Raw genomic sequence first — 26389 nt, forward strand, 5'->3', positions numbered from 1 at the left:
ATATACAGTGAGATTCATAGAAAGCAAGAACGCTTGGTCATTTTGACCAAGCGTTATAGTTTAAACGAAGTATAGTTGTTCAACACATAAATTATTATTATCGTCTTCAACATACTCAATAATAAGTGTGCCAACTTTACGATCTTTATCTTCAGTTGTGAAAATAGAGTAAGAAGTAAAACGTGTTTTTGATAGGCCGCTTATATGTGTAGGTAAAGAAATGTAGTCGTTATCGCGGAAGAATTCCATCAGTTCAATATCCTCAAATTCTTTTCGGTCAACTTGTTTGTGTGTATAGCGGCGTTGAAGTTGTTTTAAAGATTCATTCCAAGAAATTGCTTTTGTGTCGTATACCATTGTTCTATCTCCTTACTGTATGTAATTGCTAAGAACATACGTTCTAATCTAGTATACTCTTTTTATTAGAAAAGAGAAAGCAAAAAATAATGTAAGCTTGGATTTCCAAGCTTACATTATTGATGCGTCCGTCATAATCTCTATTTTTCATTATAAGTTAGATATGAATAAGAAACAAGATGATATATATAATGTTGAGAGTTTTCAAGATTCTGTATATTATAGGTGTACTAAAGTGTAAGGGAATGAGAGGTGTGGCATACGTAATTTCACTGCAAGGGCCGATGGCTAGCGGAAAAACAACATTAGCAAAAAGGTTAGAAAAGAGAGGGTTTCGAGTTATATATGAAAATCCATATCCAATTGTAGAGAAGCGAAAAAAATTGAATTTAGATATGAATTCAAAAGTAGGGTTTATTATGAATCAAAAAATGTTTATGGAAGCAAAAATAAAGGAGTTTCAAAATGTGAAAGATTCAGTCGTAATTTTTGATCGCGGACCAGAAGACATTGAGTTTTTTACACTCTTTTATCCAACGATTATAGGAGAAGAGTGGGATATAGAAACTGAATTGAAAGATGAATTATATAAATTAAGAGCATGCCGTTCGGATGTAATTTTTTACTTAGATGTTACGAAAAAGAATGTATATGATAGAAAAAATAATGATAGAACAAGAAACAGAAGTACGTTTGAGGAGCAATTTAAATTAGTAGAAACTGAAAAAGACTGGTATAAACAATTTCCTGTAAATTATGTGGACACGAATAGATTAACAGTGGACGATTTAGAGGTATATTTTATGAACTGGTTAAAGGAGAGAGGGCTATGAAAAAAATACTTTTATTTGTATACTCAACATTTGCAGAGTTTGAAATAACAGTAGCGACGGCATTGCTGAAAAATAAATATGAAATCATTACAGCGGGCTTAACTAAAGAATTGGTTATAAGTGAAACTGGATTGCAAGTGCAGCCGCATATAGAAGTAAGTGAAGTGCGTGTAGATGAGTATGAGGGGATACTTATTCCAGGTGGAGAAGAAGTACAGTTGAAAGATGCAAAACCTCTTTTTTCAATCATTCGTCAATTTCATGAACAAGAAAAATTAGTGGCAGCAATTTGTGCTGGACCGTATGCACTAGCAAAAGCAGGGTTATTTAAAGGGATTTCTTATACTGCGACTATAGATTATCAAAAATTCGATTGTTTTCCAGTAGAAAATTTCGTGTATGAAGAAGTTGTGCAACACTCAAATATCATTACAGCACAAGGGCATGCATTTGTACCATTTGGAATAGCAATTGCCTCTTATTTTGGAGTGGCAGACGAACATAATACAGATTTTTATTGTGGTAAAGGCAATGTAGTAATGGAGAAACTTTTACGAGAAAACGTGTAAAAGCTAGCAAATGCTAGCTTTTTTCTTTTTTACACCGATAAATTACTAACGTTTTTGGATCGCGCCATATACCGTTATGGAGAGATAATTCCTTGTTGATTTCTTTTGTTAGCCATTCTTTCATCTCGGCTTGAAGATACATATTATCGGGTATATTTAGCGATGGAAACATGCTGGAAATATAGCTTACTATTGGGGTAGCGTGATGAAAAACGAGCGCATTATGAATAACTGTTTCTTCAACCGTTGGAAAAGCAGATGCTACTATCACTTTACCATTTTCTAAACAAAATGGAGAGACTGCTGGTGATGTTTTCGGTAGATCAAATGCGTCAAGCATGTTGTTACACATTTCAACTATACGAGGTAATGAAACTTTAGAATTTGTTGTAGCTAAAAGTGTTCCGCCAGGACGAATGACTTTATAAAAGCCTTGAACTGTTTTTTCAACATCTTTCACATGGTATAACATATGTCTTGCAATTATTAGGTCATAACAATTTGTTTCGAAAGGAAGTTTACTAGCATCCCCTCGTTTCCATTCTATTAAGTTATTTGTTTTAGCAGCTTCAGCAAGCATAGCTTCGGATTGATCAAACCCGGTTAATGTGCCTTTATGACCATTTGTTTGTAAAAGGGAAAGGGATTTTCCACTAGCGCACCCAACCTCTAATATATTTTCTTCCCCTTGAAGTTGTAAATGTTCAATGAAGATCTTATCTAAATCTACGTGTTTTTCTTCGTAATGTGTATGTGTGTCGATGCGTGTTTGTAAATGGTTGCTAACGTTATACTGACGTTTTACATCATTCATTTTGTCACATTCCACCTTTGTGCAAAATTGTTGGATTGCATGTGTTAATATATCTGTTTTCTTTAAACCTTCGTAATGGAGTGCTGATTCAAACCTTTTAAGTAATTTCTCTTCAATTCGAAAATGAATATCTTTTCGTTTTGTCACTGAAATTTCGCCCCTTTGCATCTGTTAGTGAGACTATAGCATGCTTGGAAATTTTGTGTAAATCATTTGTGTACACAAAATTATGGGGATGAAAAAAATGTTTGAATATGATTTTAAACTATTGACGATTTAAACGTTTTCATATATTCTTAAATTAAGTAATATTCAAATAATTCAAAAGAAATGAGAGAGTCACATGCTTCTTCAAGGAACACATCGAATTGGTCGTATGGCCATGCTGTTGGCACTTGCGGATGAGAATGAAAGTCCTGTATTATCCATTCCAAAAGGTTGGAAGTATTGTACGGGGAAAGTGGGTTCGATGAATTCGCAAAAGGTTGTCGCAGCAATGGAAACAGCGGCTAAAAGCAACCAAGTTATTGAAACAGACGTTTACAGAGAAACACATGCACTTTATCATGCAATTATGGAAGCTTTGTACGGAGTGACGAGAGGTCAAATTCAGTTAGCAGACGTTCTTCGTACAGTAGGACTTCGTTTTGCGATTGTGCGCGGTACACCATACGACGGAAAAAAAGAAGGCGAATGGGTTGCTGTTGCATTATATGGAACGATTGGTGCACCTGTAAAAGGATCTGAGCATGAGGCGATTGGTTTAGGAATTAATCACATATGATTTGCCCATAGTCTATTAGTTAGAAGGGGGCCTTACTTTTTTAGGACAGAAGTCTGTCTTAAAAAGATAAGGTCCCCTTTTGCCTTTTTAAGGAGGAAAAATGATGATTACGTTAACAGGACATACATTGACAGTTGAAGAAATGAAGAAGTTATTAATGGAAGGAGAAGGTGTAACAGCTTGTCCAACTAGTATGCAAAAGGTAGCGGAGTGCCGCGAAGTAGTTGAGAAAATTGTAGAGGACGGAAAAGTCGTTTACGGTATTACAACTGGATTTGGAAAGTTTAGTGATGTGCTTATCCAAAAAGATGATGTAAAGGCACTTCAACATAATTTAATTCAGTCACATGCATGCGGTATTGGTGATCCATTCCCGGAAGAAGTATCACGCGGAATGTTAATTTTACGAGCGAACACGATGCTTAAAGGAGTATCAGGCGTAAGGCCGCTCGTTGTAAATATGCTTCTTGAGTTTGTAAACCGTAAAATTCATCCAGTCGTTCCGCAACAAGGCTCACTTGGTGCGAGTGGAGATTTAGCACCTTTATCTCATCTTGCGCTCGTATTATTAGGCGAAGGTGAAGTGTTCTATAAAGGGAAACGCGTTCATGCAATGGTTGCTCTTACAGAAGAAGGGCTTGAGCCAATTGAACTTGAAGCGAAAGAAGGTCTTGCGTTAATTAATGGTACGCAGGCGATGACAGCACAAGGAGTTCTTTCTTATATAGAAGCAGAAGCAACGGCGTATCAAGCTGAACTAATTGCTTCGATGACAATTGAAGGGTTACAAGGCATTATTGATGCATTTGATGAAAATGTTCATAAAGCACGTGGTTATAAAGAGCAAGTGGAAGTAGCGAGCAGAATTCGTGACATCCTTCACGATAGTAAATTAACAACAAAACAAGGAGAATTACGAGTGCAGGATGCCTATTCACTTCGTTGTATCCCGCAAGTACACGGTGCTTCTTGGCAAGTTTTAAATTATGTAAAAGAAAAATTAGAAATTGAAATGAATGCAGCAACAGATAATCCGCTAATTTTTGATGGCGGAGAAAAAGTAATTTCAGGTGGTAACTTCCATGGTCAACCGATTGCGTTTGCGATGGACTTCTTAAAAGTAGGAATGGCGGAACTTGCAAATATTTCGGAGCGCCGTATTGAGCGTTTAGTAAACCCGCAATTAAATGATTTACCACCATTTTTAAGTCCAGAACCAGGACTACAGTCAGGTGCAATGATTATGCAATATGCTGCAGCGTCGCTTGTTTCTGAAAATAAAACGTTAGCACATCCGGCGAGTGTAGATTCAATTCCGTCTTCTGCTAACCAAGAAGATCATGTAAGTATGGGAACAATTGCTTCACGCCATGCACATCAAATTATTCAAAATGCAAGACGTGTTCTTTCTATTGAGATGATTTGTGCAATGCAAGCAGCAGAATATCGCGGGATTGAAAACATGAGTACAGTGACGAAGAGCTTCTACCACCAAGGTCGTCAGCAGGTGCCATCTATTAAAAATGACCGTATATTCTCAACAGATATTGAAAATATTGCGCATTGGTTAAAAACGAATTATTCGATAAAAGAAAGATTAGATGTAAACGCAGCACTATAAAATGAGAAAAGGGAGAGATTGAAATGGAAAAAGTACAACAAACAATTCGCGCGCCAAGAGGTACAGAGTTACAAACGAAAGGATGGGTGCAAGAAGCTGCACTTCGTATGTTAATGAACAATTTAGATCCTGAAGTTGCTGAAAAACCAGAAGAATTAGTTGTATATGGCGGAATTGGCCGTGCAGCTCGTAACTGGGAAAGCTATCAGGCGATTGTAGATTCATTAAAAACGTTAGAAAGTGATGAAACGTTACTTGTTCAATCAGGAAAACCAGTTGCCATTTTTAAATCACATGAAGATGCACCTCGCGTTCTGTTAGCGAACTCAAACTTAGTACCGAAATGGGCAAACTGGGATCACTTCCGAGAACTAGAGAAAAAAGGTCTTATGATGTACGGACAAATGACAGCTGGTAGCTGGATTTACATTGGAACGCAAGGGATTCTACAAGGAACATATGAAACATTTGGTGAAGCGGCTCGTCAACATTTCGATGGTTCATTAAAAGGTACATTAACACTTACTGCTGGCTTAGGTGGTATGGGTGGTGCACAACCTCTTGCTGTAACGATGAATGGCGGTGTTGTCATTGCTATTGATGTAGATAAGCGTAGTATCGATCGTCGTATTGAAAAGAGATATTGTGACATGTACACAGAATCATTAGAAGAAGCATTAACTGTTGCGAACGAGTATAAAGAGAAGAAAGAACCAATTTCAATTGGCTTGTTAGGAAATGCGGCAGAGATTTTACCAGAACTAGTGAAGCGTAATATTACGCCAGATTTAGTTACGGATCAAACATCTGCTCATGATCCATTAAACGGTTATATTCCAGTAGGTTACACGTTAGAAGAAGCAGCGAAACTTCGTGAAGAAAATCCAGAACGTTACGTACAATTATCAAAAGAAAGTATGACAAAACATGTGGAAGCAATGCTTGCGATGCAAGAAAAAGGCGCAATTACATTTGATTATGGAAATAATATTCGCCAAGTTGCTTTCGATGAAGGTTTGAAAAATGCTTTCGATTTCCCAGGATTCGTTCCTGCATTTATTCGTCCATTATTCTGTGAAGGAAAAGGACCATTCCGCTGGGTGGCACTTTCTGGTGATCCAGAAGATATTTATAAAACAGACGAAGTAATTTTACGTGAGTTCGCTGATAATGAACATTTATGTAACTGGATTCGTATGGCTCGTGAGCAAGTTGAGTTCCAAGGACTTCCATCACGTATTTGTTGGTTAGGTTACGGTGAGCGTGCGAAATTTGGTCGCATCATTAATGAAATGGTTGCAAATGGTGAATTATCAGCACCAATCGTTATCGGTCGTGACCATTTAGATTGTGGATCAGTAGCATCTCCAAACCGTGAAACAGAAGCGATGAAAGACGGTAGTGATGCAGTAGCAGATTGGCCAATTTTAAATGCATTAATTAATAGTGTAAACGGTGCAAGCTGGGTGTCTGTTCACCACGGTGGCGGCGTTGGTATGGGATATTCACTTCACGCTGGAATGGTTATCGTTGCAGATGGAACAGAAGCAGCAGCAAAGCGTATTGAGCGTGTATTAACTTCTGACCCTGGTATGGGTGTTGTTCGTCACGTGGATGCAGGATATGACTTGGCAGTGGAAACTGCGAAAGAAAAAGGCGTTAACATTCCAATGATGAAATAAGGAGGAGAAAACATGCTGGACACTTTACTAATAAATATCGGTCAATTACTAACAATGGATCAAGAAGATGGCTTGTTAAGACGGGAAGCGATGAACACGCTTCCTGTTATCGAAAACGGTGCGGTTGGAATTGAAAATGGTGTAATCACTTTCGTTGGAACAGTGGAAGAAGCGAAAGGACTTCAGGCGAAAGAAGTTATTGATTGCGGCGGGAAAATGGTTTCTCCTGGTCTTGTTGATCCGCATACTCATCTTGTATTTGGTGGATCTCGTGAAAATGAAATCGCACTAAAATTACAAGGAGTTCCGTACTTAGAAATTTTGGAAAAAGGCGGCGGTATTCTTTCAACTGTAAATGCAACGAAACAGGCGTCGAAAGAAGAACTTGTTCAAAAAGCGAAATTCCATTTAGACCGTATGCTATCTTTCGGAGTTACTACTGTAGAAGCGAAGAGTGGTTACGGATTAGATGATGAGACGGAATGGAAACAATTAGAGGCAACAGCACAATTACAAAAAGAGCATCCGATCGATTTAGTTTCAACATTTTTAGGTGCTCATGCAGTTCCGAAAGAGTATAAAGGTAAATCGAAAGAATTTTTACAATGGATGTTAGACCTACTACCAGAAATGAAAGAGAAGCAATTAGCGGAGTTCGTTGATATTTTCTGTGAAACAGGTGTGTTCTCTGTCGAAGAGTCAAAAGAGTTTTTATTAAAAGCGAAAGAGCTTGGCTTTGATGTGAAAATTCATGCAGATGAAATCGACCCTCTTGGTGGTGCGGAAGCAGCGGCAGAAATCGGTGCAGCATCAGCAGACCATTTAGTTGGCGCTTCTGATAAAGGAATTGAAATGCTTGCAAACTCGAGTACAGTAGCCACTTTATTACCAGGAACAACTTTCTATTTAAATAAAGAAAGTTTTGCTCGCGGTCGTAAAATGATTGATGAAGGTGTTGCAGTTGCGTTAGCTACAGACTTTAACCCAGGTAGCTGTCCAACTGAAAATATTCAGCTTATTATGAGCATTGCGATGCTAAAACTGAAAATGACACCAGAAGAAGTTTGGAATGCCGTAACAGTTAACTCATCATATGCCATTAACCGCGGTGATGTAGCTGGGAAAATTAGAGTTGGTCGTAAGGCAGATTTAGTTTTATGGGATGCTTACAATTATGCTTACGTACCGTATCATTACGGCGTAAGTCATGTGAATACAGTATGGAAGAATGGTAATATTGCATATACAAGAGGTGAACAATCGTGGAGCACGGCCACTATTTAAAGAAAAATGCAAAGTTTATTGATCGTGAAGTGACAAAATGGAGTGAGATGATTAAAGATTGGGAGGAAGGCGTAGAAATATTCGGTGCTGCCTTAATTGGAGCACCCCTTTCTAAACCATCTATTAGTCATTCAGGAGCAAGTTTTGCTCCAAAGACAATTCGTGCGATGTTAGATGCATATAGCACATATGCAATTACAGAAGAACACGATATGAAAGAAAGTGTCTTATATGATTGCGGCGATATTACGATGCATGTGACGGATATAAAAGAAAGTCATAAACGAATTGCGAAAACAGTTGGGCATGTAACGAAAGTAAACCCGAACATGATACCAATCGTTCTTGGCGGTGATCACTCGATTAGTTTTCCGAGTATAACAGGTTTTGCAAACAGTAAAGGAAAGGTCGGAATTATTCAATTTGATGCTCATCATGATTTACGTAATTTAGATGATGGAGGCCCGTCAAATGGTACACCATTCCGTAGTTTACTAGAAAATGATGTCATTGCAGGGAAACAACTTGTTCAAATTGGAATTCGTAATTTTTCTAATGCACGTGCGTACCATGAATATGCAATAGAGCATGGTGTAACAGTGTATACAATGAAAGACGTACGAGAGCGAGAAATAAAAGATATTATCACGGAAAGTATTGAAGTATTAAGAAATCAAGGTGTGACTTCTATTTATATTTCTCTTGATATGGATGTGCTAGACCAAGCGTTTGCACCAGGTTGTCCAGCAATTGGGCCTGGTGGAATGGATAGTACGACTTTACTAGATGCGATTGAATTCCTTGGTAAAGAACCGCTCGTTCAAGGGATGGATATAGTAGAGATTGATCCAACTCTTGATTTCAGAGATATGACGAGTAGAGTAGCAGCGCAAGTGATTATGAGTTTTCTTTTAGCGAGGGAAACGGTTAGTAAGCAGGTTAGTATATAGACGGAAAAGTAGATATTTATTTATGCCTTATCAAAAACACATTACTACTGAAATGTAGTGATGTGTTTTTGTGTTAAAGGAGAATGAATGTGTGTGGAACCGTTAATGGAATTGCGATTTTTATAGTGTATTGTGTAAATTTAATTTCTTGCTTCTGAAGTGTTGACGCGTAAAATGATTTTATGATAAAATAAAAATTTTGCCAAAAAACTAAAAGTGTGTTAAACTTGATAAGGTTACCATATATGGAGGTGGATTATTTGTTTCAAATTGGCGATAACATTGTTTATCCAATGCAGGGAGCAGGTATAATTAAAGCCATAGAAGAGAAGGAAATCTCAGGAGAAAAACAACAGTATTATGTTATAAAAATGTCGGCTAGTAATATGGAACTAATGATTCCAACAGGGAGAATATTGAATTCGAATATACGACCAGTTACGGATATAACCGCATTAGCACACATAATGGATATTTTTCAACATGGGGAATCAGATAGATTACTTACGTGGAAACAAAGGTATAAATTGAACACTGATAAAATAAAGACGGGTAAAATGCAAGAAGGTGCTGAAGTTGTGCGTGATTTAATGCGTATACAGAAAGAAAAAGCACTTAATGCAAGCGAAAAGAAGATGTTAGATAACGCATATGAATTTTTGATTAGTGAACTGGGATTAATTGAAGGTATCACAGAAAATCAGATAAAAAGCTTTTGTTAAGGTTCATTACAAATAATGTATTATATCCCAAAAAAGATCTTGAATTTTTTGGGAACATAATTATAGAAAATTTATCATTTCAAAGACATTCAACTCTTTCAAACCACTTTTAGAGCATTACCTCTATTGTTATTACTACAATCAAATCCATTTTTATTTTTTAATTTCATTTATGAATGTTCGAAGTTTAATTGAATACTTCGATAAAATAGTTACTTGATTTTTGCAATCCTGATTCACACTGGCACGGACGAGGAGCCGTAAGGATGAAAGAGAGGTAGGGCTTTCATTGTTTTAGGTATATAAGTTATTATTTTTAGAAGAATACTGAACCATTTTCACTTCTATTGATAAGGTGTTTTTTACTAAAGAGATAAACGAATTGACAGCCATATATGGTCAACAAAAAAGGTTTCCTCCTAAGGAAACCTTTTTAATATTATTTACAGCATTTTATTTTTTGGATATTCGAATTTTTTATTGTAAATTCGTAAAAATTGACGTTACTATCTAAAAGTAAGTATGATGCGATTATAGTAAGATTTTTTAGGGGGGAAGAAAAATGACAAGTTCAAGTAATAAAGCAGCGAGTATTTATGAAGGAACAAATGTAAATGCTGGGGGATTTTTTGAAAACGTTGAAGAAACAAAGTTGTTTGATCCAATTCAAGTTGGAGCTTGGTCTCTTCGTAATCGTATAGTGATGGCGCCGATGACAAGATGCTTTGCAGATAATGAGACTGGAGTAGTTGGTGCTGATGTAGTGGAGTACTACAGAAAACGTGCTGCGGATGGAATTGGACTAATTATTACAGAAGGAATTGTCATTAGTCCGAGAGCAAAAGGAAACCCAGGAGTACCAGGTATTTATACAAAAGAACAAATCGATTCTTGGAAACCTGTTACAGAGGCAGTACATAAAGAAGGCGGGACGATTATTGCTCAAATATGGCATGTTGGGCGTATGAGTCATCATGAAATAATTGGTGGTCAAATGCCACAAGCACCATCGGCTATCGCTGCAGAGGGAAATGTTCCACGCTTTCGTAAACCGTTTGATACGCCAGCAGCAATGACGTTAGAAGAAATACAAGAAGTGATCGGTCAATACGCACAAGCTGCGAAAAATGCGATCGAAGCTGGATTTGATGGAGTAGAAATTCACGGTGCACACGGATATTTAATCGATCAATTTACGTATGAGTTTGCGAATAAGCGAACAGATAAATATGGCGGTGATTTAAAACAAAGGTTAACGTTTATGAAAGAAGTAACGGCGGCTGTAATAGAAGCTGTTGGAGCTAATAAAACACTTCTTCGTTTCTCTGCTTTCAAAGGTGATAATCCTACTTATATGTGGGAAGATCCTGAGTTTGCAATTGAAACGTTCATAAATATGTTTAAAGAGGTTGGGTTAACGATGATCCATCCTTCAACGATGAATTATACGCAAGAGATTGCTGATGGAAAGAATTTTCATCAACTAGTAAGAAAATATTGGGATGGTACGATTGTTGGGGTTGGTAATTTAAATCCGAAAGAGGCCGAAGAAGCGTTGCAAGAAGGAACGATTGATGTAGCGGCATTCGGAAGACCGTTAATTGCTAATCCAGACTTTGTTCATCGAATTAAACACGCTGAAAGTTTAGTTGAATATGACGTGAAAGAGCATCTTGCTACGTTAGTATGAATAAAGATAAAAGGAGAGCACATCGAGTGTTCTCCTTTTATTATGGAATTTCATAGGGGGAAGCGGGATGAGTGAAACGCTACTCGTTATTATTAGTATATTACTATTTTTAATGTTGCTTTTAATCGTCTTTTTTATCATTACATTTTTTATAAAAAAACGAACACACCATTCTATTTTAAAATTACATCCATACTTAGGAAGAATGCGCTACTTACTGGAAAAGATAGGGCCTGAATTTCGACAATATTGGTTTGATCATGATACGGATGGAAAGCCTTTCTCACGTTATGATTTTCAAAGTGTTATGTTTTTAGCGAAATATCGCTCTGAAATACTTGGTTTTGGATCAAAACGAGATTTTGAAGCTTCTGGATATTATATTGCTAATACATTATTTCCGATATTAACTGAGGAATTAAGTGTGAATCTCACGCAAGAGCGGGAAGGTAAAAAGTACGTGATTCATAAAGAAGGGTTATTTTCAAGAAGAGAAAAATTAACAGCGGATACAACGAATCTTTGGCTGTACGAAGAAGATGATGCAATTATAGTCGGTGAGAACCGTAAATATCCGTGGAAGCTACATGGCATGTTTGGTGCATCTGCGACTTCTTACGGTGCGATTGGAGAAAATTATATTTTAGCGAGTGGTTTTGGAGCAAAAATGGCAGGCGGATCGTGGATTAATACGGGTGAAGGTGGCGTTATTCCAGAACATTTACATACAGGAGCGAATATCGTTGCGCAAATTGGTCCAGGGTTATTTGGATACCGTGATGAAGACGGTAATTTTTCAATGGGAAAATTCATGGAGAAAGCGAAAGAAAGTAATATTAGAGCATTCGAATTGAAATTTGGGCAAGGTGCGAAAATACGTGGTGGTCATCTAGAAGGACAAAAAGTAAATGCAAAGATTGCTTTTGTCCGGAATGTACGAGAAGGCAAGACAATTAATTCACCGAATCGATTTTCATTTTTAAATAATGCAGCAGATACACTTTATTTTATTCAGCGTTTGCAAGAAAACGGCGGTAAACCAGTCGGTATGAAAATTGTAATAGGACAGCAAAAGCCGCTAGAAGACTTATTCAAAACGATGCAAGAGTTAAACATCTATCCAGATTTCATTACAATTGATGGTTCAGAAGGTGGATCAGGAGCAACGTATAAATCGATGGCAGATAGTATGGGGATGCCGCTTATTCCAGCGTTACTAACTTGTATTGATACAGCGAATCATTATGGTGTTCGGGACAAATTCAAGGTGTTTGCCTCAGGGAAATTAATTACACCAGATAAGGTGGCGATTGCTTTAGCAATTGGAGCAGATGCCGTAAATTCAGCACGCGGATTTATGATGGCAAGTGGCTGTATTATGGCGCTTCAATGTAATTCGGGGCAATGTCCATCTGGAGTTGCGACGACAAATCCGCATTATCAAAAAGCGCTAGATCCGTATGAGAAGAAATGGCGCGTAATGAATTATGTTGTTAGTATGAGGTACAGTTTATTCTCACTTGCAGCAGCAGCGGGGGTAAAGAGTCCGCGCCATTTCACGAGAGAGCATATTGTGTTTAAAGATGAGGTGGGACGGATCGTTCCTCTTTCACAATTGTTTCCTACTAGTAAATAGAAAATAAGCTATGTTTAATAGATTAAAAGTCATACATTCGTATGGCTTTTTTCTTTAAAAAATTTTTCTGATAAAAGAATGAAAACAAGGTATGAAAAAATGACGTTTTATTTCCTGAATATTTTTACTTTAATTTATTTTAAAACCCGGGTAATCCACTGGGATAAAGGCGTTTATAGAGGTTTTCACATGTAGTGAAAAGGGCTTGTTCACTTGAAAGAACAAAAAATGTTTGGTAAGGTAGGGAACCATAAGCGAAAACAAGAAAATAGAAAAAGTCATTTTTCGAAATTTTGAATGGCTTATGTAACTAAGGGAGAGATTCGGTGAAGATTGAGATTATGGTTTCGCTTGCTATTTATATGGCAGGTATGTTGTATATCGGTTATTGGTCTTATAAGAAGACATCCGATTTATCAGATTATATGTTAGGCGGGAGGGGACTCGGTCCAGCAGTTACAGCTTTATCAGCTGGTGCTTCTGACATGAGTGGTTGGATGTTAATGGGATTACCTGGTGCGATGTATGCAACAGGATTATCAAGTGTATGGATTGCGATAGGTTTATTAATAGGTGCGTATGCAAACTATTTAATCATTGCCCCGCGTTTACGAACGTATACAGAAGTGGCAAATGATTCAATTACGATTCCAGACTTTTTAGAGAATCGGTTTAAAGATCGTACGAAAATACTTCGTTTTGTCTCCGCTGTCGTCATTTTAGTATTTTTCACATTTTATGCGTCGGCTGGTTTAGTTTCGGGTGGACGTTTGTTTGAAAATTCTTTTAACCTTGATTATAAAATTGGTTTATTTGTAACTGTCGGTGTCGTTGTTGCGTATACACTATTTGGTGGCTTTCTAGCCGTAAGTTGGACGGACTTTGTGCAAGGTTGTATTATGTTTATTGCGCTTGTACTAGTGCCAATTGTTGCCTTTACGGATGTCGGTGGTATAACAGAAACATTTAATACCATTAAGCAAGTCGATGCATCGCATTTAGATATGTTTAAAGGAACCACAATACTTGGTATTATTTCATTTTTAGCATGGGGCCTTGGATATTTTGGTCAACCACATATTATTGTCCGCTTTATGGCAATTACCTCTATTAAAGATTTAAAAACTTCTCGTAGAATCGGTATCGGTTGGATGACGATTTCAATTATAGGTGCAATGCTTACTGGTCTAATTGGTATCGCCTATTATGCTAAAAATAATACGACATTACAAGACCCAGAAATGGTCTTTGTAACATTCTCAAATATTTTATTCCATCCGTATATTACAGGATTTTTATTATCAGCTATTTTGGCTTCGATTATGAGTAGTATTTCCTCACAATTACTTGTTATTTCAAGTGCAGTAACGGAAGACTTTTATAAAACATTTTTCCGTCGTAACGCAAGTGACAAAGAACTTGTATTTATCGGTAGATTATCAGTATTAGTAGTAGCTATGATCGCAGTTGTTTTAGCGTATCATCCAAGTGATACAATTTTAACACTTGTCGGTTATGCTTGGGCTGGATTTGGTTCAGCATTCGGACCAGCCATTTTATTAAGTTTATATTGGAAAAGGACAAACAAATGGGGTGTTCTTGCAGGGATGATTGTTGGTGCAGTAGTTGTTATAGCATGGGTACAAATTCCAAGTTTAAAAGCAATTATGTATGAAATGGTACCTGGATTCTTCTGTAGTTTATTAACTGTTATCGTTGTAAGTTTATTAACGAAAGAACCCGTTAAGGCAGTTCATCGTGAATTTAATGAGATGGAAGCAGTACTGGAAGAAGAAAAGAAATGATTTGCAAAAAGAGTAAACGGTGAATAGCGTTTACTCTTTTTACATGTAAAATGAAAGTAAGGACTTATTGACAATAAAAAATAAGTAACTTATAATAAATCTTAAGTTCGAGATAAAGAATGTTCATAATAAAAATTTATTATGGTTATAAATCGAACAAATATTTTTTACGAATTATCTTGAATTCAAGATAATTCAATAGATTAGACACCGATACGTAATTTTGTAATTAATATCTCGAATTCGAGATAAAATTATAATGACGGATTTTACTTTGTAGCATGGACAAAATTAATAATGAATTTAAATGTAAAAGAATTTTTATAATGAAATAAAAAAGGAGTGGAAGAAATGGAAAAGAAAACAATGGGAATCCATCATATTACAGCCATTGTAGGGCATCCACAAGAAAATGTAGATTTTTATGCTGGTGTATTGGGGTTACGTTTAGTGAAACAAACAGTGAATTTTGATGATCCAGGTACGTACCATCTTTATTTTGGAAATGAAGGAGGAAAGCCTGGAACAATTATTACGTTTTTCCCATGGGCAGGTGCTCGTCAAGGTATTATTGGAGATGGTCAAGTAGGAATTACGTCTTACGTTGTACCAAAAGGTGCAATGGAGTTTTGGGAAAATAGATTAGAAAAGTTCGATGTTTCGTATACAAAAATGACTCGTTTTGGAGAGCAGTATTTAGAATTTGATGATCCGCATGGTTTGCATATAGAATTAGTTGAAAGAGAAAAAGGCGAATTAAATAATTGGAGTTTTGGAGAAGTTACACCAGAAGTAGCAATTAAAGGGTTTGGAGGTGCTGTTCTTTTATCTACACAGCCTCAAAAAACAGCTGAATTGTTAGAACATATTATGGGTCTTGAGAAAATTGGAGAAGAGGGTGAATTTGTTCGATTCCGTTCTTCTGCTGACATTGGAAATATTATTGATTTGAAATTATCAACAATCGGTCGTGGCCAAATGGGCGTTGGCACAGTTCATCATATTGCCTGGAGAGCGAGTGACGATGCTGATCAGCTAGACTGGAAAGAGCATGTGTCGCGTTTTGGATATCACGTAACTCCTGTACAAGATCGAAATTATTTTAACGCGATTTATTTTAGAGAACATGGTGAAATCTTATTTGAAATTGCAACAGATCCTCCTGGTTTCGCTCATGATGAATCGTTAGAGACGATGGGTGAGGAATTAAAGTTACCGGAACAATATGAACAACATAGAAAACAGATTGAACAAACGCTTTTACCATTTGAAGTGAGAAATTTAGATTAAAGTGATTGAAGGGGGAACAGGATTATGATGAAACATGTTTTTCAAAAAGGAAAAGATACGTCAAAACCAGTGTTGTTATTACTTCATGGTACAGGTGGTAATGAATTAGATTTACTACCACTTGCAGAAATAGTTGATCCGGAAGCGTCGGTATTAAGCGTTAGGGGAAATGTGTTAGAGAATGGGATGCCGCGTTTCTTCCGCCGATTAGCAGAGGGCATTTTTGATGAAGAGGATTTAATTTTCCGTACGAAGGAATTAAATGAATTTTTAGATGAAGCGGCTAAAGAATATAAATTCGATAGAAATAACATTGTAGCTATCGGTTATTCGAATGGGGCAAATATCGCAGCAAGCTTATTATTCCATTACGAAAATGCATTGAAAGGTGCTGTACTTCATCACCCAATGGTACCAAGAAGAGGAATGCAATTAGCAAATTTAGCAGGTAAATTTGTGTTTATTGCTGCTGGGACAAATGATCCAATTTGTTCATCAGCAGAGTCAGAGGAATTGAAGATACTATTAGAAAATGCAAACGCGAATGTAACAATGCATTGGGAAAATCGAGGGCATCAATTAACGATGGGTGAAGTAGAAAAAGCAAAAGAGTGGTATGACAAAGTATTTTAAAAAAGAAGCATCTGCTAACGATTAGCAGATGCTTCTTTTTTATTTAAGACTGGATTGCAAGATGGGATGAAGAAAGTGGTAGCTCAATATCAACAATTGTACCTTTATTTAATTCGCTTGAAATGTGTAATTTACCATGATGTTCTTCAATTATTTTGTAACACATCATTAATCCTAGTCCTGTGCCTTTTTCTTTTAAACTATAAAAAGGTTCGCCTAGACGGGAGATACGATCTTCTGGAATGCCACAACCTTCATCGATAATTCGTATTAAGATGAAATTATCCTCTAATGGTTTTGTTTGGATGAAAATATTTCCGCCATTTGGCATCGCTTCTATCGCATTTTTTAATATGTTTATAAAAACTTGTTTTAATTGGTTGCCGTCACATTGAATATCATATACGTAATCAAAATGATCCATGATGATATGAACGCTATGCATAATTGCAGTCGGTAAAATAAATGTAACTACCTCTTCAATTAAAGTTTGTATGTTACAAGTTTGGATAGATAATACTTGTGGCTTAGACATCGCCATAAATTGACTCGTGATGGATTCCATTTGTGAAATCTCACTTAACATAACATCGATATACCATTTTTGCTCCTCATTTATTTCAGGGAGGAGCAATGTTAGAAAACCCTTTAGGGAAGTGAGTGGATTTCGAATTTCATGGGCAATTCCAGCTGTCAGTTGTCCAACTACTGCGAGTTTCTCAGATTTTCGTAGTAACTTTTCAGTTTCTTTTAGCTCAGTAACATCTCTCCCCATCACGATAAGACCTTTGCGAGAACCATCAGGATGATAAAGCGGAACTTTTGATATACTTAAGATTAGATCGAAATCATCTCTATGTATAATAAATTCCTCGCCATGAAGAATTTGTCTTTGTTGCCATGCTAGTTCATCGATTTCTTCACAATGTAAAAAAGCTTCTCGGTATGCTTCATTATATTGAATGAGTTCGCTATCTTTTTTCCCGTGGTAAGGTACATGATGGAAGTTGAAGCAAGAAAGTGCGTAGTCATTTGCCTCAAGCCAGCGCCCTTCATGATCTTTAAATATAACAAACGCAGGCATGGAGTTTACTAATGTACGTAATCTCTTCTCACTTTCTTTTAGCATATTCTCAATTCTTTCTGATTTTTCAAGTGGCTTCATAATAGCGTATACACCAGTAAGACGATTTTGAACAAAAATAGGAACTAGTTTTGTCACAACATCTAATAAGAATCCATTTTTATGATAAATAGATAAGATATACTCTTGTTGATTATCCGCTTCAGTATTCTTTATATTTTGTAATACTTGCTCAGAAATATGGGCTCCTAAAATAGAGGTAATATTTTTCTGTTCTAATTCTAAAGAAGTGTAACCTAATATTCTTTCGGCAGAAGGATTTATATGTAGAATAACTCCTTCTAAATTTAATGAAATAATACTATCAGGATTATGTTCGAACAGAGATGCGTACATTTCTGTTAATGAACGATCTTGTATATGGTTTCGCAAACGTCTAGAAATGTTCGGATGACGTTTTTTTTGAGTTGGTGAATATTTTTTACGACTCATAATAGTTCCTCCGTACAAATAGCATCTAAAAAGATTTGTCTATTCATAACTATAATATAGATGTGATGTGTATTTCTATAAAAAATGGAAGTTATAGAATAAATTTTGTTTTTTTATTTTTTTTGCAAAGTGAATGCAGGATGGTAATAAGGGGAGCTTATATTGTTTTATAACCCTTTTGTAAGTTACAGACGGCTGTTTTCCGTATAACATTAGGGTAGAGGAGGGGAAGAGAAAATGAAAAATTATATTCAAGGGATTGATCACGTGCAAGTAGCTGCACCTGTAGGGTGTGAAGAAGAGGCGCGTGATTTTTATGGGAATAAGGTTGGTATGGTAGAAATTCCAAAGCCAGAAGAGTTGAAAAAACGAGGTGGATGTTGGTTTAAATGTGGAAATCAAGAAATCCATATTGGTGTCGAGCGGAACTTTACACCAGCTAAAAAGGCTCATCCAGCTTTTTATGTGAATGAAATTAATGAATTTAAGCAAACACTTATAGAGCAAGGTGTAAAAGTGATTGATGATTATGCACGACCAGATGTAATTCGATTTTACGTATCAGATCCGTTTGGAAACAGAATTGAATTTATGCAAAATAAAGACTAGGTGTATTCCCACCTAGTCTTTAACTTCTTCTGAAAAGTCCTAACACTTCTACAGTTTCTGTAATATTAACGAATGCATTCGGGTCAATTTCAGAAATTGTAAGTTTCATACTTGCTAATTCTTCACGAGAAACGACCGTCATAAGTACACGCTTTTTCTCGCTTGAATAAGCGCCTTCGCCATCAAGTAACGTTATTCCACGTACAACAGTTGAAAGAAGCTGTTTTTTCATTTTTTCTGCTTCATTTGTTACAATCATAAGTGTAACTTTACGATGTTTTGTATGAACAGCATCAATTACTTTACCAGTTACATAAATTGAAAGTAAGCTTGTAAGTGCAACATCCCAAGTGAAGAAGAATCCTGCGATTATTACAACGACTGCATTTAAAACAATAAGGAATCCGCCAAGTTTAATGTCTCGCTTGCGGGATAAAAGCATACCGATAATATCAAATCCACCAGTGGATCCATTACAGTTAAAAACAAGACCAATACCAGCTCCGGCGATGACACCTCCGAAGATAGAAGATAACAATGGATCTGTTGCTACGACTTTTACTGGAACGTAGTATAATGCAACAGATAATACAACTACAGAGACAACTGTGTTAAAAATTACTTTTTTTCCAAGGCCTATGTACCCTAAAATAAGGATAGGTAAGTTTAATACAAAGTTAATAATACCTGTGTTTACAGGGGTTACAATCCCTAAAATAATAGCAATTCCGCCAATTCCACTACTTAAAATTTTGTGGGGGATAAGGAAAAGATTAAAGGCAACCGCAATAATAATAGAACCGATAATAACACCAAGGAATCTGACCATTTCTTTCCCGTCCTTCACTGAAAAATTCATATTATTTCAAGATTATATATGATATTGAAAGTTTTGGGTAAAAACAGTTTATTTTGGTAAATTAGATTAATCAAAAGAATTTGAGTATTTTATCATTTGAAAGGGGATACAGTTGTGAAGATAAAAACCTATCAACAGAAAAGCCCGTTGAAGCAAGAATGTGAGGATTCTTATTTTTGTAATAAAGAAAAAAAGATTTATGGTGTATGTGACGGTGCAACACCACTTGTCCCGTTTCGTGATGAAAAGGGACATAATGGAGCATACATCGCTTCGCATTTATTTGCAAGTTATTTTACTGCATTACGAGAGAATCATAGTTTACAATTTGCAGTTGCCAAAGCAAATGAAGCATTGCAAAGCAAAATGTTAGAATATGAAGTAGACACGGGAAAAAAAGAGCATTTGTGGTGCACATGTATCGCGGCAGTTCAAATAGTTGGTGAGAAAATTGAATATGCACAATTAGGGGACTGTATGATTGTCGCAACTTTTCAAAATGGAACGATGCAAGTATTAACGAAAGACACAGTTGAAGGAATTAGTAAACGAGCAAAAAGGAAGAGGGAAGAAGATCGTAAAAAAGGGTTATCTGTACCAGAAGAATATGTTTTTCAAGATGTGCGAGAACAGTTAAAATACAATCGTTATCTTGCAAATATGCCAAATGGTTATTCAGTTGCAAATGGAATGAAAGAAGCGATACATTATTTACAACATGGTGAATTACATATAGATGAAGTGAGTGGAATTTTTATTTGTTCAGACGGGTTATTCCACCCAGATTGGTCATTAGAACAAACTGTTGCATATATAAGAAAGAATAGTATAAACGAATATGTAGCAATCATTGAAGAGCTAGAAGCGGAAAAGAGAATAAGGCCAGATGATAAAACGATTATTATGATTGATTTTTAAGAGGAGGCAGTTCAAATGGAAATTAAATGTGTCAATCTAACATTTCAAGATGAATTAGTTCCTTTAGAAAAAGTAAATCAACTGATTATTCACCATACAGCTGAAGATGGATGGGACGTGTATAAAACGCATGAATTTCATCAAAAAGTACGGGGGTGGAGCGGGATTGGTTACAATTATTTTATTGAAGAAGATGGAACTGTAGTGGAAGGACGAGGTTTACATATTGGAGCGCATGCGAAAGACCATAACCGTTATACAATTGGAATATGTATGACGGGAAATTTCGATAAATACGATCCAATTCCTGCACAAGTGAATGCATTATATTCTTTATGCAAAATGTTTATGAAGCAATTTGCTATAAAGGAAAAAAATATACTAGGTCATAGGGAGTTAGAAGGAGTTACAAAAAGCTGTCCTGGTAATCGTTTTTCTATGGTAGAGTTAAGGAAGATATTATCTTAAATATAGAGGAGTAACAACGATGATGAATATAAAAATACCAAATGATAAAAAAGAAGAGCTTGTAGCGCAAATTCAGCAATTTTTCATGGAAGAAGATCTAGATGAAATTGGACGTTTCCAAGCAGAGCGTTTAATAGAAGAAATGATTAAATTAGTTGGACCATTTGCATACAATCAAGCAATTGGAGATGCAAGAAAGCTTGTAAGTGAGAAATTAACGAATATCGAAGAAGATTTATACGTGTTAGAGAAGAATGAAGGGAAATAAAAAAAGAGCCGATGGGCTCTTTTTTATTTTTCTTTCTTATGTTCCTTATATTCATGTACTTTTTCTTTCACATTACCAACTGTATCTTTGGAGGTGCCTTTCACCTTATCCCATTTTCCTTCAGCTTGTAATTTCTTATTGTCAGTTACTTTCCCGACAACTTCTTTTACTTCACCTTTTACCTTATCAATGGCACCTTCTACTTTTTCTTTTAAACCATGATCATGTTTAGTCATACATTTCTCCTCCTTGTAGTTTGATTAGAATTCTCTTTTCATATTGCAAGTTGAATGATGTATCTAGTAATAGCGTAACAAATCTAGTTGGAATATTCAAATGATTAATAGGATAGAAAAGGAATTGTCATAAAATGTTTAAAAATGTAACGGAAGGAGAAAGAAAGTAAATTATAATATGTCTTTTGCGGTCCATATTGATTTTGTATAAGCAATTTTCATATGGGCCCGTTCCATGTTATTTTGACTGCGGCTACCAAAGCGGGCTTGGCCAACTATTAAATGACAATTTGTCGCTATAGCTTTTTCTATTCTTTTTTGAATTAATGCAGTATGACAGCCGTTACGTTGAAATTCTGGCAAAGTAGCAGAAGCAGCTAATGATGCGACACCCTTATTTATATACAGGACACCAATACCGGCAGGGATATTTTGAACTTCAGCTATGAAAAAATGCCATCCTGGTTCATTGTAAAGAATTTCATTATTTTGGCGCACACCATCTGTTGTAAAGGATGGCATATTAAATCCACGTACATAAATGTCTGCAAAAATATCAAAATCATTTTCTTTTAGTTTTCGTATTGTAATATTAGAAGGAAGAAGTGATGAACCCTCTCTCGGTATACTATACAAAGCAGTATGGAAGCTAGATTGATAAAACCCTTTTTGAGATAAGTATTGAAATAATTCAGTTGTACCTTGTGCTGGGGTAATTTCAAAACGACAAGTGATTTGTAGTGATTGATAATAAGAGATAATTTCATCTAACTCATCTGTATTTGTAAATGTAATACCTTTTACCGTATTAAAAGCAGGACCAGCAATTATTTTTGATGAAAAGGCAGTGGCACTACCGAATTTTTTCATTTGCACTTGCATTGGGTTTCCGCTCATTGTTTGTAGTCTCTCTAATTTAGAAGAGAGCATATCAATTTCTGCATTTTCAATTTCTGTTGCCATATCGAGTGTCATAACAGTAGTCATAAAATTCCTCCGTTAATAAATATATTTCATAGTACATATACGATTTTTGTTTTGAGATTCCTGTTGAAATGTGAGAGAATAAGAGGTTTTTTGGAAGGGAAATGGAAGTGAACTGTCGAAGGGAGTAGAAACAGATTAAAGGTGGTGCTCTCATGAAACAAAAAGCCGTGCAGACATGCTCTAATTGTGGTTCTCAAAATATAGGAGAAGGTGAGTTTGTCGGATATGCACAAATACGGAAAAAGGAAACGATGTTCACATCTTCGCCGGTGGATGCTTATATTTGTACAGATTGTGGGAATATCCTTTTATTAAAGGTAAGGAATTATGAAAGGTTTAAACAGAAACCGTTATGATTATTGAGAAGTGGTCATATCCAACTTTGTATACGAAACGACTTATGTTAAGGAAAATGAATATGAGTGATAGTTTACATATATATGAGTATGCTACAGATAAAGAGATGACAACTTTTACTGTATGGGATGCTCATCGATCGTTATGTGACACATATAACTATATAGAAGAAATTGTGGGTCAGTACAATGGAGGGCAAGTAGCACCTCTTGGAATTGTATTAAAAGAGGAAAAAAAACTTATAGGCACGTGTGGATTTATAAAATATGATTTGGTCACACATACAGCAGAAATTGCATACGCCTTATCTCGAAAATATTGGGGAAGAGGATTAGCTACGGAGGCTGTGTTAGCTTTTTTCTACTATGGTTTTCATGAATTGCATCTTAATAGTATTGAAGCGGGATGTGATTCAGAAAATGAAGCATCTGAAAAATTAATGAAACGTTTGAATATGGAGTACAAATATACAATTCAGAAGGATATGTTTATTAAAGGTAAGAATCGTGATACAAAAAGGTATTTTATATCTAGAGAAAGATATATGAATCAATGAAATATCTTACATTGAAAACTCCTTTAAATGAATTAAGGAGTTTTTTTATTTTGATAACAACAAATGGACTATTAGGAAGCGCTATTTTTATTAACGTTCTAAGTATAGAAAAAAAACGCTATATAACACAATCGCAACCGCAAGTTGACAAAGTGCAACCGCAGGAAGATAGAGATAAGGGCAATGTTTACATACAATTTAGGTAAGAAAACAAAGGGGGACACACATATGGGATTTGGTGAAAAGCTTTTTAGATTAAGAAAGGAAAAGGGCCTTTCTCAAGAAGCATTAGCTGAAAAATTAAATACCACAAGGCAAGCAGTTAGTAAATGGGAAAACGGTCAAGGTTTTCCTGAAACTGAAAAATTAATAATGATTGGAAATGTATTTGAAGTATCACTCGACTATTTATTAAAAGAAACTGCAGAGCAAAGTAACGAAAAGGAAAATGGTTACTATGTAAGTAAGGAAATGGCAGAAGGGTATGTAGTGTATGGACAAAAAATTTCTAAATATATTGCGTTAGGATTTAGTTTGCTTATTTTATCTACAATACCGTACTTATTATTTAAAGAAAATGCGACAATGTCTACGTTTCTTGTCATTATCATTGCAGTGCTTGGGATTGGAGCAATGATGGCATCTGTAACGATAGAAGAGAGTCGATACAATGTATTGAAAAAGGAAGAACTACTATTTGATCAAAACTTTCTAAAAGAATTGACCAAAAGATATGCGACTATTAAGAAGAAGTATACGGCAGTAGTGATCGTTGGATTTTGTTTTATTGCAGCAGGAGCGATACCGTTTTTATTTGAGAAAAAACGAATTACCTCAGGAGAACTCGTACAGTATTATCCTTATTGTGTTGTACTTATTGCTATCGGAGTTTATCTTTTTGTTCGTGTGTTAGGGGTGTTAGAGACGTATCGGTTTTTAGTAGAAAATAAGGAATACAGTAATCGTTTTATTTTTAAATTGAAAAAGAAAGTAAGGAAAAAGGTAGATAGTTTATAAAAAATAAAAAACATGTTTCGAATCAATGTATTCAAAACATGTTTTTTATCGTTCTGAATTATTTCCAAAGAAATAATTCAGAAAATACAGAAAAATATCGTAATCATTTGTAGAAGTCTGTTATAATAAACGGAAAATGAAAACGTTTTAAAGGGGGACATAACCAATATGATGATGAATGTACCGCTAACAATTAGTTCTATGATGGAAAGAGCAGAGAAACTGTTTTCGAAGAAAGAAATTGTTTCACGGACGCATGATACAGTTACAACGTTAACGTATAAGCAATTAGGGGAAAGGACGAGAAGACTTTCCAGTGCGTTGAAAAGGCTTGGAATTAAAGTAGGTGAACGTGTAGGAACATTAGCGTGGAACCATCATCGGCATGTGGAAGCGTATTTTGCTATTCCAGGTATTGCTTCTGTTTTGCACACAATTAACATTCGTTTATCTCCTCAACATATTTCATACATTATTCAGCACGCAGAAGACCGAATTCTACTTATAGATGAAGATCTCGTACCGCTTGTTGAAAATATTCAATCACAATTATCAACTGTACAAGCTTACATTATTATGACTGATAAAGATGAACTCCCAAATACTACGCTGAAGCCTGTATATCATTATGAAAAGCTATTAGAAGAAGGCGATCCAAATTTCCAATTTGTAAAAGATATTGATGAAAATACACCAGCTGGTATGTGTTATACGTCAGCGACTACAGGAAATCCGAAAGGTGTTGTATATACGCATCGTAGTACTGTATTACACTGTATGGCACTCGGTTTAGCTGATACAGCTGCTTTATCGGAAAGTGATGCAGCAATGGCAATCGTCCCGATGTTTCATGTGAACGCTTGGGGACTTCCTTTTGCGGCTACTTGGTTTGGATCAAAACAAGTTCTTCCTGGACCGATGTTTACTCCGAAAATTTTATTAGAAATGATTCAATCAGAAAAAGTGACGTTAGCTGCGGGTGTGCCGACAATTTGGCTCGGCGTATTACAAGAGTTAGAAAATAATAGTTACGATTTATCTAGTATGACGAGAATACTATGCGGAGGTGCAGCGGCGCCGAAAAGTGTTATTAAAGCATTTGAACAGAAACATAATGTTCCGTTCATACATGCATATGGTATGACTGAAACGAGTCCACTCGTAACACTTGCACGTTTAAAAAGTTATGAAACGGAATTATCGTATGAAGAGCAACTAGAAATTCGCTCCAAACAAGGATATCTTGTACCTGGTGTCGAGATGAAAGTAGTCGGTACAAATGGTGAAGTGAAGTGGGATGGTACTGAGATGGGAGAATTATGTTTACGAGCACCTTGGATCGCTGAAAGCTATTATAACGATGATCGTACTGTTGAAGGTTTTCGCGATGGATGGTTATATACTGGTGATGTTGTCACAGTGGATGAGGAAGGTTGCGTGAAAATTGTTGACCGTACGAAGGATGTTATTAAAAGCGGGGGAGAATGGATTTCTTCGGTCGATCTTGAAAATGCTTTAATGGCACATGATGCTATATTTGAAGCGGCTGTCGTTGCAGTTCCTCACCCTCAGTGGCAAGAGCGACCAATTGCCTGCGTTGTTCAAAAGAAAAATAGTACGGTTACAAAAGAAGAAATATATGAGTTTTTAAAACCACAGTTTGCGAAGTGGTGGTTGCCAGACGATATTGTCTTTATGGAAGAAATACCGAAAACATCTGTTGGGAAGTTTTTAAAACAGGCGCTTCGGAAAGAACTGGAGCATTTGCATAGAGAGAAATAAGTGAACTCCTATTTGTAAACTCTAATACGTTAACGGTTGACAAAAGAGGAGTGGAAAGATAATATAATTTTTGTGATATGTTATCT

General features: G+C 36.0%; 27 protein-coding genes. 21 read left to right on the forward strand and 6 right to left on the reverse strand.

All coding sequences use genetic code 11. The features are described from left to right. Positions 1-60 precede the first annotated feature (60 nt). The gene (locus ACTFRY_RS06255; RefSeq protein ID WP_000262397.1) at positions 61-357 is read right to left on the reverse strand and encodes a hypothetical protein; all 297 of its coding nucleotides are present in this window, start codon (positions 355-357) and stop codon (positions 61-63) included. Positions 358-602: 245 nt separating this feature from the next. Between ACTFRY_RS06255 and ACTFRY_RS06260 the strand changes: the two genes are divergently transcribed. Together ACTFRY_RS06260 and ACTFRY_RS06265 are read left to right on the forward strand one after the other, a co-directional pair. Then, positions 603-1190 (forward strand): AAA family ATPase, encoded by a 588-nt coding sequence (locus tag ACTFRY_RS06260; RefSeq protein WP_044795300.1) that lies wholly within the window; start codon positions 603-605, stop codon positions 1188-1190. Beyond that, the gene (locus ACTFRY_RS06265; RefSeq protein ID WP_044795299.1) at positions 1187-1759 is read left to right on the forward strand and encodes a DJ-1/PfpI family protein; all 573 of its coding nucleotides are present in this window, start codon (positions 1187-1189) and stop codon (positions 1757-1759) included. Before ACTFRY_RS06260 ends, ACTFRY_RS06265 begins: the two co-directional genes overlap by 4 nt. Positions 1760-1772: 13 nt before the next feature. On the opposite strand, the gene ACTFRY_RS06270 is transcribed toward ACTFRY_RS06265, so the two are convergent. After that, positions 1773-2720 (reverse strand): class I SAM-dependent methyltransferase, encoded by a 948-nt coding sequence (locus ACTFRY_RS06270; protein WP_141541511.1) that lies wholly within the window; start codon positions 2718-2720, stop codon positions 1773-1775. Positions 2721-2916: 196 nt separating this feature from the next. Between ACTFRY_RS06270 and hutP the strand changes: the two genes are divergently transcribed. From hutP to ACTFRY_RS06325, 11 genes are all read left to right on the forward strand, one after another. After that, the gene (hutP, locus tag ACTFRY_RS06275; protein ID WP_000926516.1) at positions 2917-3357 is read left to right on the forward strand and encodes a hut operon transcriptional regulator HutP; all 441 of its coding nucleotides are present in this window, start codon (positions 2917-2919) and stop codon (positions 3355-3357) included. A gap of 103 nt (positions 3358-3460) precedes the next feature. Continuing rightward, the gene (hutH, locus tag ACTFRY_RS06280) at positions 3461-4978 is read left to right on the forward strand and encodes a histidine ammonia-lyase (protein WP_000631860.1); all 1518 of its coding nucleotides are present in this window, start codon (positions 3461-3463) and stop codon (positions 4976-4978) included. A gap of 23 nt (positions 4979-5001) precedes the next feature. Next, positions 5002-6660, forward strand: coding sequence for a urocanate hydratase (hutU, locus tag ACTFRY_RS06285; RefSeq protein ID WP_000416947.1), 1659 nt, complete (start codon positions 5002-5004; stop codon positions 6658-6660). A gap of 12 nt (positions 6661-6672) precedes the next feature. Beyond that, on the forward strand, positions 6673-7944 hold the full coding sequence (hutI, locus tag ACTFRY_RS06290; protein WP_016118465.1) for an imidazolonepropionase: 1272 nt from the start codon (positions 6673-6675) through the stop codon (positions 7942-7944). Further along, entirely contained in the window at positions 7923-8894 is a 972-nt protein-coding gene (gene hutG / locus ACTFRY_RS06295; RefSeq protein ID WP_000399826.1) for a formimidoylglutamase, read from the forward strand. Before hutI ends, hutG begins: the two co-directional genes overlap by 22 nt. 260 nt (positions 8895-9154) lie before the next feature. Then, positions 9155-9616, forward strand: a complete 462-nt coding sequence (locus ACTFRY_RS06300; RefSeq protein WP_000486328.1) for a CarD family transcriptional regulator — start codon at positions 9155-9157, stop codon at positions 9614-9616. Between the two features lie 562 nt (positions 9617-10178). Continuing rightward, positions 10179-11306, forward strand: coding sequence for an alkene reductase (locus ACTFRY_RS06305; RefSeq protein WP_098617168.1), 1128 nt, complete (start codon positions 10179-10181; stop codon positions 11304-11306). A 67-nt stretch (positions 11307-11373) separates the two neighbouring features. After that, positions 11374-12942, forward strand: a complete 1569-nt coding sequence (locus tag ACTFRY_RS06310) for an FMN-binding glutamate synthase family protein (RefSeq protein WP_000005160.1) — start codon at positions 11374-11376, stop codon at positions 12940-12942. 326 nt (positions 12943-13268) lie between these two features. Continuing rightward, positions 13269-14747: a sodium/proline symporter PutP gene (putP, locus tag ACTFRY_RS06315; RefSeq protein ID WP_000687597.1), complete on the forward strand. Its 1479-nt coding sequence runs from the start codon at positions 13269-13271 to the stop codon at positions 14745-14747. Positions 14748-15098: 351 nt separating this feature from the next. Then, the gene (locus tag ACTFRY_RS06320) at positions 15099-16037 is read left to right on the forward strand and encodes a ring-cleaving dioxygenase (RefSeq protein WP_000412731.1); all 939 of its coding nucleotides are present in this window, start codon (positions 15099-15101) and stop codon (positions 16035-16037) included. 24 nt (positions 16038-16061) lie between these two features. Next, positions 16062-16670 carry an alpha/beta hydrolase gene (locus ACTFRY_RS06325; protein WP_000975483.1) on the forward strand — a complete coding sequence of 203 codons (609 nt, stop codon included), beginning with the start codon at positions 16062-16064 and terminating at the stop codon, positions 16668-16670. Positions 16671-16713: 43 nt separating this feature from the next. On the opposite strand, the gene ACTFRY_RS06330 is transcribed toward ACTFRY_RS06325, so the two are convergent. Then, positions 16714-18246, reverse strand: coding sequence for a BA3702 family sensor histidine kinase (locus ACTFRY_RS06330; protein WP_000087656.1), 1533 nt, complete (start codon positions 18244-18246; stop codon positions 16714-16716). Positions 18247-18483: 237 nt separating this feature from the next. On the opposite strand from ACTFRY_RS06330, the gene ACTFRY_RS06335 reads away from it, so the two are divergent. Beyond that, on the forward strand, positions 18484-18855 hold the full coding sequence (locus ACTFRY_RS06335) for a VOC family protein (protein WP_000800770.1): 372 nt from the start codon (positions 18484-18486) through the stop codon (positions 18853-18855). A 19-nt stretch (positions 18856-18874) separates the two neighbouring features. On the opposite strand, the gene ACTFRY_RS06340 is transcribed toward ACTFRY_RS06335, so the two are convergent. After that, entirely contained in the window at positions 18875-19684 is an 810-nt protein-coding gene (locus ACTFRY_RS06340) for a YitT family protein (RefSeq protein WP_000251347.1), read from the reverse strand. Positions 19685-19810: 126 nt separating this feature from the next. Here ACTFRY_RS06340 and ACTFRY_RS06345 point away from each other — a divergent pair, with 126 nt between their 5' ends. Genes ACTFRY_RS06345 through ACTFRY_RS06355 form a run of 3 tightly spaced genes read left to right on the forward strand, consistent with a single transcriptional unit; the run spans position 19811 to position 21368 of the window. Next, positions 19811-20632, forward strand: a complete 822-nt coding sequence (locus tag ACTFRY_RS06345; RefSeq protein ID WP_002000458.1) for a protein phosphatase 2C domain-containing protein — start codon at positions 19811-19813, stop codon at positions 20630-20632. A 15-nt stretch (positions 20633-20647) separates the two neighbouring features. Next, the gene (locus tag ACTFRY_RS06350; RefSeq protein WP_098617167.1) at positions 20648-21100 is read left to right on the forward strand and encodes a peptidoglycan recognition protein family protein; all 453 of its coding nucleotides are present in this window, start codon (positions 20648-20650) and stop codon (positions 21098-21100) included. Positions 21101-21119: 19 nt separating this feature from the next. Further along, positions 21120-21368, forward strand: coding sequence for a DUF2164 domain-containing protein (locus ACTFRY_RS06355; RefSeq protein WP_000981064.1), 249 nt, complete (start codon positions 21120-21122; stop codon positions 21366-21368). A gap of 23 nt (positions 21369-21391) precedes the next feature. On the opposite strand, the gene ACTFRY_RS06360 is transcribed toward ACTFRY_RS06355, so the two are convergent. Continuing rightward, the gene (locus tag ACTFRY_RS06360) at positions 21392-21604 is read right to left on the reverse strand and encodes a CsbD family protein (RefSeq protein ID WP_000160416.1); all 213 of its coding nucleotides are present in this window, start codon (positions 21602-21604) and stop codon (positions 21392-21394) included. A gap of 171 nt (positions 21605-21775) precedes the next feature. After that, entirely contained in the window at positions 21776-22591 is an 816-nt protein-coding gene (locus ACTFRY_RS06365; protein ID WP_000214347.1) for a GNAT family N-acetyltransferase, read from the reverse strand. Between the two features lie 152 nt (positions 22592-22743). Here ACTFRY_RS06365 and ACTFRY_RS06370 point away from each other — a divergent pair, with 152 nt between their 5' ends. The 4 genes from ACTFRY_RS06370 to ACTFRY_RS06385 all read left to right on the forward strand — a co-directional run bounded on the left by ACTFRY_RS06370 (position 22744) and on the right by ACTFRY_RS06385 (position 26303). After that, on the forward strand, positions 22744-22947 hold the full coding sequence (locus ACTFRY_RS06370) for a hypothetical protein (RefSeq protein ID WP_000810193.1): 204 nt from the start codon (positions 22744-22746) through the stop codon (positions 22945-22947). Further along, a complete protein-coding gene (locus ACTFRY_RS06375; RefSeq protein WP_000582841.1) occupies positions 22944-23504 on the forward strand; it encodes a GNAT family N-acetyltransferase in 561 nt (186 codons plus the stop codon). Before ACTFRY_RS06370 ends, ACTFRY_RS06375 begins: the two co-directional genes overlap by 4 nt. A 228-nt stretch (positions 23505-23732) precedes the next feature. After that, positions 23733-24521 carry a helix-turn-helix domain-containing protein gene (locus ACTFRY_RS06380; protein ID WP_332278264.1) on the forward strand — a complete coding sequence of 263 codons (789 nt, stop codon included), beginning with the start codon at positions 23733-23735 and terminating at the stop codon, positions 24519-24521. Positions 24522-24689: 168 nt separating this feature from the next. After that, positions 24690-26303 (forward strand): long-chain fatty acid--CoA ligase, encoded by a 1614-nt coding sequence (locus ACTFRY_RS06385; RefSeq protein WP_000980211.1) that lies wholly within the window; start codon positions 24690-24692, stop codon positions 26301-26303. The last annotated feature ends 86 nt before the right edge of the window (positions 26304-26389 follow it).

Source organism: Bacillus cereus group sp. MYBK195-1 (assembly GCF_051916605.1).
GTDB classification, from domain to species: Bacteria; Bacillota; Bacilli; order Bacillales; family Bacillaceae_G; genus Bacillus_A; species Bacillus_A cereus.